This window comes from Stenotrophomonas sp. TEPEL (assembly GCF_004348785.1).
Taxonomy (GTDB): Bacteria; Pseudomonadota; Gammaproteobacteria; order Xanthomonadales; family Xanthomonadaceae; genus Stenotrophomonas; species Stenotrophomonas indicatrix.
This window is the reverse complement of the sequence record NZ_QQXJ01000001.1, coordinates 3,070,360-3,083,316: the sequence shown is the minus strand read 5'-3', so window position 1 is coordinate 3,083,316 and position 12,957 is coordinate 3,070,360. Positions and strand designations below refer to the sequence as shown.

Sequence of the window (12,957 nt, the reverse complement as noted above, 5' to 3'; positions counted from 1 at the left end):
GATGGAAGCCCGCCATCCCCGGGTATGGCCTGTTACGTACTGCGCGTTACGTACTGCTCAAACCCGTTACTGCAGCCGCTGCAGCGCGCTGCGGACCCACGCCGCCGCGCCGTCCAGGCTCTGGAATTCCTCGATCGCGCGTACCTCGCAGCACGGATAGGCCGGCGCGATCATGCGTGCCAGTGCGTTGCCCGGGCCCAGCTGCAGGAACACGCGCGCGCCGCGCTCGAAGGCCTGGCGCATCACCTGTGCCCACTCGATGGTCTGTGCCAACTGCGCGGACAGCGTGTGCACCACCGCTGCGCTGTCGCGCACCGGCCGTGCGTCGATGCCGGCCAGCAGCGGCAGGCGCGGCGCGTGCAACGTGGTGGCCTGCAGTGCGGCGGCAAACGGTGTGACCGCCGCCGACAGCAGTGGCGTATGCGCCGGCACATGTACCGGCAGCACGCGCACCTCGGCACCCTGTGCGTGCGCGGCAGCGGCCAGCGCACGCAGTGCCGGCAGCGTGCCGCCAACGATGAAATGATCTGTGCCGTTGGCGATCGCCACGTGCGTGCCGTGGATTTCGCACAACGTCTGCACCGTCTGTCGATCCAGCCCCAGCATCGCCTGCATTCCGGCATCGACCGGACTGACGGCGTCCATGAATCGTGCGCGCTGGGTCGACAGGGACAGGCAGGTGGCCACGTCGAAACTGTCGGTGATGGCATGTGCCGCCAGTTCGCCGATGCTGTACCCGGCCACCACGATCGGGTCCGGCACCGCGCCGCGCAGAGCATGCCAGTGCGCGATGCTGGCGGCGCACAGCAGCGGCTGCGCCTGTGCGTTGTCGAAGCGGTCGTCGGCGGCCGCAGCCGCGAACACATCGCGCCCCAGCGCGTCGCTCGCCGCATCCAGTACCGCGCGTGCAGCGGCCATGCCGCGCACATGGTCGAACATCGCCGGATGCTGCGCCCCCTGTCCGGGGCAGAGCAGGGCCAGGCTCATGCGCCCTCCTGCTGCAGCAGGAACCAGGCGCAGGCCAGCAGATCGGCACTGCCACCCGGGCTGAGCCGACGCCTCACGAACGCATCGCCGATGGACTGCAGGCGCACGCGCCAGTCCGGCGCGAAGGCGCCACCGGCGGAAAGGAATGTGGCGGCTTGTTGTTGCGCCCAGCGCAGGCCCTCGGCACCGCCGCGATGCAGCAGGTTCAGATCGTCCACCTGTGCCACCAGCTGCATCAGCGTCTGGCACAACGCGGCGTCGCGCGGCAGGCCGCTGTCCAGCGCATGGCGCAGGGCAGGCAGGGCCAGCTCGCGCAGCACCGGGTAGCCGGCGGCAGCCTGTTCGCGTACGCCGCAGACCCCATGACGCGCACGTGCGCGCTGTCCCGGGCTGTGCGGGTCCAGCGGCGCAGCGATGAGCGCGTCTTTCCACTGCTGAACCGCCAGGCACACCTGCGCGCCCGACACGGCATGGCCATGCGCGCGCCTGCGCTCAGCAGCAGCGGCCACCAGCAGGCCAAGGCTGAAGATCGCACCGCGATGGGTGTTGATGCCGGCGGTGGCGGCCAGCATGGCCGCTTCAGCGGCAATACCGTGATCGCGCAGCACTGTGAAGGGGGCGCCGGTGGCACCGGCCCTCGCCACCGCCGTGAAGTAGTGGCGCAGGGCGAAAAGACTGCACAGGAAAGTGCCGGCATCCATGTCGTCATGGCTGCCGCTGTCGAACGGGGTGACCAGGCCCGGCTTCGGGGCGCACGCCAGTTCGGCGTGCAGGCTGGCAATGGCCAGCCGTCCCAGGCGTGCGCTGTCGACCACCGCGTCACGTGCCGGCAACGGCTTCGGGGCGGCGATCATGCGATCGCCTCGCGCGTGGCGAACAGTGCATCACGCGCTTCCAATGCGGCTCCATCAAGGCGTTTCACCAGTACCTGGCGACTGCGGCCGGCCAGTTCGCGCCAGTTCACCGCGCCACCATCGGGCAGGCACAGCTCGCCATCAAGGCGATGCGGATGGCGGGTCTGCCATGCCAGCAACCGCGCGATCAGCGCCTCGGCCTGCGCGGCATCGGTCACCTGCCACAGCAGGTCGATGTCCGAACGCTCATGTACATAGGGCAGGGCGGTCAGCCATTGCCAGGCGAAGGCGCCGAACACACGGGCCGGGGCCAGTGCCTGCAGGTCGTGCAGTGATTCCTGCCACGCCTGTGGAACACCGGCGTCGCCTGCTGCCAGCAGCTCGCTCAATGCCGGGGGAGCGCGCATGTGCGCGACGTCGCACAGCGGTACGCGCAACGACAGGCGCTGCTTGCCTTCGGCCGGTGGCAACGGAACGCCCAACCGCAGGCGCGGATCGGCATCATCCGCGGCACGACGCGCCACCACTGCAGGGAAGCCCTGCGCGAACCAAGCGGCAAGGCGCGGCTCGTGCGCGGGCAGGTCGGCCCGCCAATCGGCATCGGCCGACAGCCAGACCAGCGTGTGCCGGGCGGGCCGCTCAGGCATTGCCGTGGCTCACAGCGATGGCCACCTGCGCAGCCAGCGTACGGCCACCCCGTTCGGCGCCCAGTGCAGCGCGATGGTCACCGTCGACGGGTGCACGCAGTGCGTCCAGCAGGTGATGCGCCAGATTGCCATCCCACAGCGATTGCACTGCGCCCATCGCCACGTAGTTCTCCACGCCCGGCGCGAACACCGGCGAGGTCAGGCTGAGCGCCTGCAGTTTTTCCAACGGCTGCTTGGTCACCCGTGCCATCGCGCGCAGATCCATCACCCGCACCTGCGCATCGGGCAGGGCATGGATGAGGTCGGCCATCAGCCCGAACGACAGGAAGCCGCCGCTGACCGATTCGCCGTAGACCAGCGTGACCAGGCGCGCGCCACGGCGGCGGGCCAGGTCCAGGGTCTGTGCGAGATGGGCGAAGTAGCCGTTGATGCCCAGCAGTTCATCGCGGCGCGCCAGCCGCTGGCCGGCGGTATCGACCAGCATCACGATGGGACGTTGCGGATGTGCAGCGGTGCTGGCCAGCACGGTGTCGGCCAGCACCAGCGCGTGGTCCACACCGACTTCGATCCTGTCGGTAGTGCCGATCACCGTCACTTTACCGTCGTCGGTGGTCGCTGTGCCGGTCAGTACCGAATCGTTCACCGCGATCGCATGGCCACGCGGGAACAGTGCGTCCAGCAGCGAATTCAATGGCAGGCTCACGGCAGGCTCCGGTGCGCAGTGGCGGCAAGGAAGGCATCGGTTTCCAGCAGCGCCAGACGTTCCGGGTCGGCAATGCCCTGGCGTGCCCAGATCTGCAGGCCATCGTTGCAGTCGCCCCACGCCTGTACGCGCGCCTTCAACGCGGCGTGGCGTGCCTGCAGCATGGCCAGCGCCGCGTCGGGGTCGGCACTTGCGGTGTCAGGCTGCAGCGCATCAAAGGCCGCCTGCGCAAACGCGCTGATCGCATCGGGCACCAGCACCTGCGCCTGGTCGATCAGGTAGCGGTGCTTGCCACCGGTCACCCGCCACACCAATGCGCGGTCGCGCGAATCGAATTCCTCCACGCCGCGCACGGTCTCGATCACTTCGGGGCCGGACAGCGACAGCCGTCCTTCTTCGGACATGATCACCGTACTGCAGCAGCGGGCGACGATGCCCATGCCACCGAAGGCGCCGTTGCCGCTGCCGATCATCGCCACCACCGGTACCCCGGCGGCCCGCGCGCCGAGCGTGGCGCGCATGATTTCGGAAATGGCGATCAATCCCGCATTGGCTTCATGCAGGCGCACACCGCCGGTATCGAGCAGCAGCAGCACGCCATCGGGAAGGGTGTCCGCCGCGCGGCGCAGCAGGCCGGTCAGCTTGGCGCCATGCACCTCACCCACGCCGCCGCCCATGAATTCACCCTGCTGCGCGGCCACCAGCACGTGCTTGCCGTGCAGGTGTCCCTCACCGACGACGATGCCATCGTCGAACGCGGCCGGCTGGTCCAGCTGCGCCAGATGCGGGCTGATGGCGCGCTGGGCTGGGCCGAGAAATTCGTGGAACGATCCTGCATCAAGCAGCCCGGCGATGCGCGCGCGGGCGTCGGCTTCGTAATAGCTGGTGCGTTGTGCGAGCGTCATGGCTGGCCTCCGGCAAGCAGGGTCTCGACGGCCTGGTCCAAGCGCAGGCTGACCACCGCCGGTGTAGCGCCGGCATCGTTGATCGACACGCGCACATCGCGCAGGGGATGACGCTGGGCGAAGTCGGCGATCACCGCCTGCCATACCGTGCCGAAGCCACGTGCAGCGGTGATGATGCGCACGGTCATCGCACCGTCCAGGTCGGCCGGTTCCAGCAGGATTTCCAGGTTGCCCGAGGCCAGTACGCCCACCAGCACCGCATCGGTGGGGAAGCGCACGGGCGTGGTGCCGGCGAATCGATAGTCGAGGGTTTCCATGGCTTGGCCCTTACCAGTTGCGGAAGCGCTTGGGCGGGTCGTACAGACCGCCGGACCAGCGCACCAGGTCTTTCACCGAACGCGCGGCAAGAAGATCGCGGCTGGCATCGCGCACGTTGATGCCGAGATCGTCGGGGCGGCGGATCACTCCGCGGTCGCGCAGGTTTTCCACCATGGCGCGGTCGCGTCCTCTGCCCACGGCGGTATAGCCAGCCACGCCGCGGATCGCCTGCTCGCGTTCTTCCGGGCTGCGGCACAGCAGCAGGTTGGCGATGCCTTCCTCGGTCAGCACATGGCTGACGTCGTCGCCGTAGATCATCACCGGCGGCAGCGGCATGCTCGCGCGCTCGGCCAGGTCCCAGGCATCGAGGCGGTCGACGAAGGCCGGCGCCATGTGCTCGCGGAAGGTTTCCACCATCTGCACCACCAGTTTGCGCCCGCGTGGCATCTCGCCGGGCCGCGCGGCCTGCTGGCCGGCCTTGATCCAGGCGCCGCTGGCGTGGCGGCGGCCGCGTGCATCCGAACCCATGTTGGGTGCACCGCCAAAGCCGGCGATGCGGTCGCGCGTTGCGGTGGAGCTGTTGCCCTGCAGGTCGATCTGCAGGGTCGAGCCGATGAACATGTCGCAGGCATACAGCCCTGCGGTCTGCGAGAACGCGCGGTTGGAGCGCATCGAACCATCGGCGCCGGTGAAGAACACATCGCCGCGCGCGGCGATGTACTTCTCCATGCCCAGTTCCGAACCAAACGAGTGCACCGACCTGACGAAACCCGATTCGATGGCCGGAATCAGCGCCGGGTGCGGATTGAGCGCCCAGTGCTGGCAGATTTTTCCCTTCAGCCCCAGCGACTCGGCGTAGGTCGGCAGCAGCAGTTCGATTGCTGCGGTATCGAAACCGATGCCATGGTTGAGCCGGTTCACGCCGTACTCGGCGTAGATGCCCTTGATCGCCATCATCGCCATCAGCACCTGGATCTCGGAGATCTGTGCCGGATCGCGGGTGAACAGCGGTTCGATATGGTTCGGGCGCGGCGCCCGAACCACGAAGTTGACCCAGTCGGCAGGAATATCGACGCGGGGGAGGGTGTCGACGATCTCGTTGACCTGGGCGATGACGATGCCGCCACCGAATGCGGTGGCCTCCACGATCACCGGCGTGTCTTCGGTGTTGGGGCCGGTGTAGAGATTGCCGTGGCGGTCGGCAGCCTGCGCCGCGACCAGCGCCACGCGCGGAGTGAGGTCGATGAAGTAGCGGCCGAACAGTTCCAGGTAGGTGTGGATGGCACCGATCTGGATGCGTCCTTCGGCCACCAGGTTGGCCAGCCGCACCGACTGCGGCCCGGAGAAGGAGAAGTCCAGCCTGGAGGCGATGCCGCGTTCGAACACATCCAGGTGCGAGGGCAGCGACAGCACCGACTGCACCATGTGCAGGTCATGCACCCGTGCCGGGTCGAGGTCGGCCAGCGCTTGGGCGAGGAAGTCGGCCTGCTTCTGGTTGTTGCCTTCCAGGCAGACCTTGTCGCCCGGCTCCAGCAGGGCGTGCAGCAGCTCGGCGACATCGCCAGCGGCCACCTCGTGGCCCGTGGCCCATGACGCGGCGCGTTCCAGCCGCGCCTGGCGGCCCCGCTCCAGAGTGTCCCAACTCGGGTTCATCGACGGACTTCCGAATGGCGTTGGAATAATTACGACATAATTACGGAGCGGTGTGCAACCCGCAGTGCAGCAAAGAAAAGGCCCGCGCGGAGGCGGGCCCTTTCAGGTGGGCTACGACCGTGGGTCGTGGCGGAGCGTCAGAAGCGTGCCGACCAACGGTCGGCACCCACCCCAAACAGTGGGCCCCCCCAACAGCCCCCCAACAGTGGGCCCCCCAACAGTGGGCACCCCCCAAACAGTGGGCACCCCCTAATGGTCGGCACCCACCGTTCCCGGGTTGCTCAGAACTTCCAGCGCAGGCTGGCCGCCACGAAGCGCGGTTCGCCGTAGTTGTTGTAGTCCAGGTTGGCCCAGTAGGTCTTGTCCAGCGCGTTGCGCACGCTCAGCGTCGCCGTCCAGTTGTCGCTGAGGCGGTAGTTGGCATTGAACTGCACCAGCGCATATGCCGGCTGGTTCACCGTCACCGTGCCGCCGAGCGGGTAGGGGATGTTGTAGCCCTGCACCTTGCTCTGCCACTGCACGCCGCCGCCGATGCTCAGGCGTTCCAGCGCGCCGCGCAGCTGCAGCTGGGTGTTGAGCTGCAGCAGGTCTTCGGCCGGGTTGGCGTACAGCAGGTCGGTGGCCGCGCGGGTCACCTTGACGTGGGTATAGCCGGCATTGACCGTCCAGCCCGGCAGGATCTCGCCGTTGACGTCCACTTCCCAGCCGCGCGCCTTGGTGCCGTTGACGCCGATGTAGGCCGAGCTGCCGTCGCTCAGCGAGCCTTCCGGCACGCTCATGTCGCGCACCGCGTAGTTGTCCTGCTTGGCTTCGAAGATCGCCGCGTTGGCGGTCAGGCGACCGTCGAACCACTGCGTCTTCAGGCCCGCTTCCAGGTTGGAGCCCTGCACCGGCGCCAGCAGGTTCTCGTTGCGGTCCTTGTAGTTCTGCGGGTTGAAGATCTCGGTGTAGCTGGCATAGGCCGCCACGTTCGGGGTGATGTCGTACACCAGGCCCACGTACGGGGTCACTTCATCGCTCACCTTGTACGCGCCGCTGGTGGCGGTGTAAGCGCCGGCCGCGTTGTAGGCGCGGGTCTGGGTCTGCCAGCGGCTCAGGCGTGCGCCGGCGATCAGCGCCAGCGGATCTGCCAGGCGCAGGCGGGTGGCCAGGTAGAAGCCGCTCTGCGTGGTCCTGGCCACGCGGCGCGCGCCGGTCAGGGTGTAGGTCACTTCGGAAATGTCGCCATCCCAGGTGTGCACGTTGGGAATGTAGTAGCAGCGCTCGCTGCCGCAACGAGCCCAGTCGCGCGGGTAGTTCAGCGCAAGGGTGTTGGTGGTGCCTTCCAGGTCGGCCCACTGCGCGCCCACGGTCACGTCGTGCTGCTGGCCCCACAGGTTGAAGGTGCCGGTCAGGTAGGCGTCGACGTTGCGGCGGGTGTCTTCCGAATCGCCGGCGGCGGTGCGCAGGTACATGCCCGCGCCGGTCACCGGGTCGGGATTGCCGGTGCCGTACAGGCGCATGTTCTGCACGTTGCCACGGGTATGGGCGGTGTTGATCTTCAGCAGCCAGTTGTCACCGAAGCGCTGCTCCAGGTTGGCGAACACCGTGCTGGTCTCGCGCTGCCAGTAGCTCCACTTCGGTGCCAGGTTGGTCGAGCGCGGCAGATGGGCGAAGTTGCCCTTGCTGTCGAAGAACGGCACGGTGCCCCAGGTCGAGCCCACCGGGTTGTTGTCCTGGGTCTGGTAGCCGACGGTCACCGTGGTGCTGTCGGTCACATCGCCTTCCAGCACGGCCATGCCGGCCATCTTGTTCTCTTTGTAGCGGTCGTAATAGAAATCGCGATCGGTGTAGGCGGCGACCACGCGGCTGCGGATGCGGCCGTCGGCGGTCAGCGGTGCGGTCACGTCCGCTTCCATGCGGCGGTAGTCCCAGCTGCCGGCACTGACCGAGAACGAAGCGTCGAACTCCTTGCCCGGGCGCTTGCGCAGCAGGTTCACCGTGGCCGACGGCACACCCGCGCCGCTGAGCAGGCCGTTGGCGCCGCGGATCACTTCCACCCGGTCATAGAAGGCGGTGTCGTATTCCTGGTTGGTCGAGCCGCTGTAGGTGGGAATGCCATCCACCTGGAAATCGGTGATGGCGAAACCACGCGCGTAGTACAGCGGGCGCTGGGTGTCATAGAAGGACACGCTGACGCCGGTGACATTGCGCATCACGTCGTTGAGGCTGAACAACGATTCGTCCTGCAGGCGTTGCAGGCCGATCACCGTTGATGACTGCGGCGTTTCCTGCAGGGTGATCGGCAGGCGGGTGGTGCTCGACGGCGGCGCGGACTGCTCGGCGCGCACGCTCACCCGATCCAGCGTCTTGGCGTCGGAGACATCGGCAGCGACCTCGGCCAATGCCGACGGCGCAGCCAGGGTGAGGCAGGACAGCAGGGCAGCGGGCAGCAGCGCACGGCGGGGCAGGCGGCTCGGGAAAATCTGGGTCATGGCGGGCTCGAAGCGTGGAGGCGGGGAAGGGTTGGCAACAGTCGTCCAGCACCCGGGGCGGCGGCTTCGGGCACGTCAGGTCCGTCTGGGAGGGGCGCGGTCACTGTGCAGGACGCAAATGTAAATAATTCTTAACAACATTACAATTCGCGTCACTGCGCAGGGGCTTTCAGGCGCGCAGCAAGCGTCAGGGCGGGGGGCGGAATCCGTTGCCGCAGGCACTGGGCCCCGACCCTGCGAGGGGTCTCCCGGAACGGGTCAGAGCCCTCCCGTGCGGGAGGGATCCGCCCCGTCGCCGCCCGCAAACGCAGACGGCCACCCGAAGGTGGCCGTCTGCAGGCATCCGCCAAGCGCAGGCTTACAGCGCCTGCAGCTCTTCGTTGGCGTTGCGCTTTTCCTTGGCCGGGGCCGGCGCCGGCGCGGCCGTCGGTGCCAGTGCTGGCGTGGTACCTGCTTCCACCGGAACCTCCAGGTAGGGCAGGTGCAGGGTCTGGCTGGTCAACGTGCGGATCTCGTTGGTCAGCGCGGCACTCTCGTTGAGCTTGCGGCCGTACGACGGCACGATCTCGCGCAGGCGGGCTTCCCAACCGGCCTTCATCTGTTCCGGGAAGGCCTTGGCCATCAGGTCCAGCATGATCGGCGGCGAGGTCGAAGCGCCCGGCGAGGCACCCAGCAGCGCAGCGAGGGTGTGGTCCTTGTCGGTCACGATCTCGGTACCGAACTGCAGCACCGCGCCCTTCAGCGGATCACGCTTGATGATCTGCACGCGCTGGCCGGCGGTGACCAGCTTCCAGTCGCCCGGCTTGGCATTGGGGAAGTACTTGACCAGTTCGGCCTGGCGATCGGCATCGTTCAGGCGCGCCTGGCCCATCAGGTACTGCACCAGGTCCAGGTTGTCCTTGCCCACTTCCAGCATCGGGCCGACGTTGTTGTGGTTGACCGAGGAATACAGGTCCCACCACGAGCCGTGCTTGAGGAACTTGGTGCTGTACAGCGCGAACGGCCCGAACAGGACCACCGGCTTGCCATCCAGCTTGCGTGCATCCAGATGCGGCACCGACATCGGCGGCGATCCGGTCTCGGCCATGCCATAGGCCTTCACGCCATGGCGCGAGGTCACGTCCTGGCCCTGGAAGGCGAGGAACTGGCCGCCCACCGGGAAGCCGGCGTAGTCCTTCGATTCCGGGATGCCCGACATCTGCAGCAGCTTCAGCGCCGCGCCACCAGCACCGATGAACACGAAGCGGGCGTGGGTGGTGGATTCGGTGCCGGCCTTGAGGTCCTTCACCGTCACGTTCCAGCTCTTGTCCGCGTTCTGCCGCAGTGCGCTGACCTCGTGGTTGAGGTGCAGGCCGAAGTTCGGGCTGTGCTGCAGGCCGGCGGTCAGCTGGCGGGTGATAACGCCGAAGTTGACGTCGGTGCCGAGCGGCATCCACGTTGCGGCAACCTTCTGCTTCGGGTCGCGGCCTTCCATCAGCAGCGGTGCCCACTGCTTGATCTGCGCCGGGTCCTCGGAGTACTGCATGCCGTAGAACAGCGGGTTCTTCACCAGCGCCTGCTGGCGCTTGTGCAGGTAGGCGATGTTGTCATCGCCCCAGACGAAGCTCATGTGCGGGGTCGGGTTGATGAAGTCGCTGGGCTGGCTCAGCCGCCCTTCCTTCACCTGGTGCGACCAGAACTGGCGCGAGACTTCGAACGATTCGGCGATGCCGACCGCGCGCTTGGTCTCGATGCTGCCATCGGGCAGTTCCGGGGTGTAGTTCAGTTCTGCGAATGCCGAGTGGCCGGTGCCGGCGTTGTTCCAGCCGTCCGAGCTTTCACCGGCGACGCCGTCGAGACGCTCGTAGACCTGGATGTTCCAGTCCGGCTGCAGTTCCTGCAGGTAGGTGGCCAGGGTGATGCTCATGATGCCGGCGCCGACCAGCACGACATCGACGGGCTTGTCGTTGTTCGCGGCGGGCACCGAGCGCTGGGTCAGCGGCCAGTACAGGAACAGCGCGGCCACCAGCAACAGCAGCACGAGCAGGGCGAGCAGGGCCTTGCCAAATTTCTTCATGGGGGCGGGATCGTTGGCGGGGAAGCGTTGTTTCTTCACGCTCTTTCCCTGTTTCTTGCAGCATTCCTGTGGCAATTTTAACCGCTTCCGGTCTGATTTTGATGCAACGCAGCATCCGGCCTGCGCGTTCGACCCCATCCCCGGTAGCGCCGGTCCATGCCCGGCGGCTGTTCCCGGCGCCGCACGTCAAGACAACTCAAGAATCTCGTCACCAGCCTCGTCGATCTCGCCGGTCGCCCGCCAGCCCAGATGCCGATAGAAGCCATACGAGCGCGAGCGCGGGTCGGCCGAGCAGGCCAGGAACAGGCGGCTGTGGCCAGCTTCGCGGCTCATGCTGACCACCTCCTGCAGCAGTTGCCGGCCGATGCCACGGTTCTCGAATTCCGGCAGCAGGGCCAGCACCAGCACCTCGCCGCTTTCGCGATCGGCAAAGCAGTAGCCGGCCATCCGTTGGCCCTCCCAGGCGACGCGGCCAATCGAATCGCCATCGGCGATACCTGCGGCCCAGCTCTCTTCGGTGATGCCCAGCTCGGCCAGTTGCGCTGCACTGAAGGCGTTCTCGCGGGTACGCCCGCGCAGGTTGATGCAGGCGGCGGCGTCATCGGGACGGGCATTGCGGTAGTGGATCGTCATCTGGGAAACCTGCGGTCGAACGGAACCGGGCGATTGTGGCCGACGTCCATGGAGATTGGATGGAGACCGGCGGCGCTCCTCACTCACTGCCGATGGTGAAGTACTCCGCTGCGAAGTAGCCCAGTTGATAGGCCAGCGTCGCTGCGGCCAGCCCCAGTTGCGCGCGCGCACTGCGCAGATGCCAGCCGAGCGCGGCGACGATGAGCATCAGCACCGTATGCAGGGGGTAGGCCTCGCCCAGCAGCCGCCATCGGCTTCCCCCTTTGATCGCAGTATCCACAAGATCCAGAAGCGTCAATATCGCAATCACTCCGAAGATCCAGCGTCGACGCTGCATCAGGTAGTTGCCGTAGCTTCCGTACTCGCGCAGGTCTTCGGGAAACAGCAGCGCGCACAGCAGGAACCAGGTCGCGCAGTAGGTGATCACGAACAGATAGGTTTCAAACGTCCAGCGGTGTACTTCAACCAGGCGGAACTCCCACCACCAGAAGGTCACCAGCGATACCAGCGTCCACACCACCCAGCACAGGTGCAGTGCCGAACAGCCACGCCGCTGCGGGTGTTCGATGATCTGCGCCAGCCCCTTCAGCAGGGTGGTGATGGACAGGCCGAGGATGATCCCCATCACCACGCGGATATGCAGGAATACCGGTTCGGTTTCCATCGGCCAGTCTCCTCGTCGGTTGCACCGATGTTTGCATGAAAAGGGGGCGGAGGGGATCAAGGCGTTTGTGGCACAAGCGACTTGATTCCCTCCGTTCCCTCTTCAGCGCCTGCGCTGCACCAGTGCCGAAGCGGCGTCCAGCACCGCCCGGGTCAGCAGGGCCATCGTCTGCACGTCGCCTTTCCAGTGCTGCCAGTACAGCGGCACGTCTTCCCACGCGCGCTGCCGCACGTAGACCAGGCGCCCGGCATCCAGATGGCGCTTGACCAGCGGCAGCGGGTTCATCGTCCAGCCCAGCCCGCCCAGATTGGCCTGCACGAAGGCGCGGGTGGAAGGAATCCACCACGTCGGCGCGGTGCTGGGCAGGTCGGCGCCGGCCATGCGCCGGGCAAAGCGCGACTGCATGTCGTCCTTGCGGTTGAACACCAGCACCGGTGCCTGCGCCAGCGCCTGTGCGGTCACGCCCTTGGCAAAGTGCTGCTCGCGGAACTCCGGCGTACAGGTGGCGGCGTAGCGGATGCTGCCCAGCGCGTGGATCTGGCAGCCCTGCACCGGCTCGTCCAGGGTGGTCACCGCCCCCAGCACGGTGCCCTGGCGCAGCAGTTCGACGGTGTGGTCCTGGTCCTCGACCCGCAGGTCCAGGGTGGTGCCGGTGCCCTGCGCGAACTGCTGGGCGGCCTGTGGGAACCAGGTCTCCAGGCTGTCGTGGTTCACCGCTACGGGGATGCTGGCCTGCGGCAGGTCCTCGTCGGCCAGGCCCATCCGGTGCAGCGCGTCGTGCTCCAGCAGGGCGGTCTGTTCGGCCAGCTGCACCAGCAACTGGCCCTCGGCAGTCGCGGTCGCAGGCGTGCCGCGCTTGACCAGCAGGCGGCCGATGCGGTCTTCCAGTGCCTTGACCCGCTGCGAGATGGCCGAGGGGGTGACGTTGAGCGACTGCGCGGCACGGTCGAAGCTGCCTTCGCGGATGACCGCAGCCAAGGCCCGCAGCTGGGCATGGTCGATGCGCATGGCGATTAAGCTCCGCTAATGTTGGTTTAGTAAGTTTAGCTCGTCTTTTCTATGT

The 12,957-nt window shown here is 67.1% G+C and carries 12 protein-coding genes; all 12 read right to left on the bottom strand.

Translation table 11 applies throughout. From position 1 onward, the window contains the following. Positions 1 to 66: 66 nt before the first annotated feature. The 12 genes from mdcH to TEP_RS13965 all read right to left on the bottom strand — a co-directional run bounded on the left by mdcH (position 67) and on the right by TEP_RS13965 (position 12,902). Entirely contained in the window at positions 67 to 987 is a 921-nt protein-coding gene (gene mdcH / locus TEP_RS14020) for a malonate decarboxylase subunit epsilon (RefSeq protein ID WP_132825675.1), read from the bottom strand. Then, entirely contained in the window at positions 984 to 1,841 is an 858-nt protein-coding gene (gene mdcB, locus TEP_RS14015; RefSeq protein ID WP_132825674.1) for a triphosphoribosyl-dephospho-CoA synthase MdcB, read from the bottom strand. The genes mdcH and mdcB overlap by 4 nt, the downstream gene beginning before the upstream one ends. Continuing rightward, a complete protein-coding gene (mdcG, locus tag TEP_RS14010; protein WP_132825673.1) occupies positions 1,838 to 2,488 on the bottom strand; it encodes a malonate decarboxylase holo-[acyl-carrier-protein] synthase in 651 nt (216 codons plus the stop codon). The genes mdcB and mdcG overlap by 4 nt, the downstream gene beginning before the upstream one ends. Further along, positions 2,481 to 3,185, bottom strand: coding sequence for a biotin-independent malonate decarboxylase subunit gamma (gene mdcE, locus TEP_RS14005; RefSeq protein ID WP_132826542.1), 705 nt, complete (start codon positions 3,183 to 3,185; stop codon positions 2,481 to 2,483). The genes mdcG and mdcE overlap by 8 nt, the downstream gene beginning before the upstream one ends. A gap of 2 nt (positions 3,186 to 3,187) precedes the next feature. Next, a complete protein-coding gene (locus TEP_RS14000) occupies positions 3,188 to 4,096 on the bottom strand; it encodes a biotin-independent malonate decarboxylase subunit beta (RefSeq protein WP_132825672.1) in 909 nt (302 codons plus the stop codon). Continuing rightward, positions 4,093 to 4,413 (bottom strand): malonate decarboxylase acyl carrier protein, encoded by a 321-nt coding sequence (gene mdcC / locus TEP_RS13995; protein WP_032975933.1) that lies wholly within the window; start codon positions 4,411 to 4,413, stop codon positions 4,093 to 4,095. The genes TEP_RS14000 and mdcC overlap by 4 nt, the downstream gene beginning before the upstream one ends. A 10-nt stretch (positions 4,414 to 4,423) precedes the next feature. Continuing rightward, a complete protein-coding gene (gene mdcA, locus TEP_RS13990) occupies positions 4,424 to 6,067 on the bottom strand; it encodes a malonate decarboxylase subunit alpha (RefSeq protein ID WP_132825671.1) in 1,644 nt (547 codons plus the stop codon). A gap of 281 nt (positions 6,068 to 6,348) precedes the next feature. Continuing rightward, positions 6,349 to 8,541, bottom strand: coding sequence for a TonB-dependent siderophore receptor (locus TEP_RS13985; RefSeq protein ID WP_132825670.1), 2,193 nt, complete (start codon positions 8,539 to 8,541; stop codon positions 6,349 to 6,351). A 358-nt stretch (positions 8,542 to 8,899) separates the two neighbouring features. After that, the gene (mqo, locus tag TEP_RS13980) at positions 8,900 to 10,597 is read right to left on the bottom strand and encodes a malate dehydrogenase (quinone) (RefSeq protein WP_099783216.1); all 1,698 of its coding nucleotides are present in this window, start codon (positions 10,595 to 10,597) and stop codon (positions 8,900 to 8,902) included. A gap of 186 nt (positions 10,598 to 10,783) precedes the next feature. Then, positions 10,784 to 11,230, bottom strand: coding sequence for a GNAT family N-acetyltransferase (locus TEP_RS13975; protein WP_132825669.1), 447 nt, complete (start codon positions 11,228 to 11,230; stop codon positions 10,784 to 10,786). 79 nt (positions 11,231 to 11,309) lie between these two features. Then, complete coding sequence (locus tag TEP_RS13970; protein WP_132825668.1) at positions 11,310 to 11,894, bottom strand: hypothetical protein; 585 nt, start codon at positions 11,892 to 11,894, stop codon at positions 11,310 to 11,312. A 102-nt stretch (positions 11,895 to 11,996) separates the two neighbouring features. Continuing rightward, positions 11,997 to 12,902, bottom strand: a complete 906-nt coding sequence (locus TEP_RS13965) for a LysR family transcriptional regulator ArgP (protein ID WP_025873890.1) — start codon at positions 12,900 to 12,902, stop codon at positions 11,997 to 11,999. Positions 12,903 to 12,957: the final 55 nt, after the last annotated feature.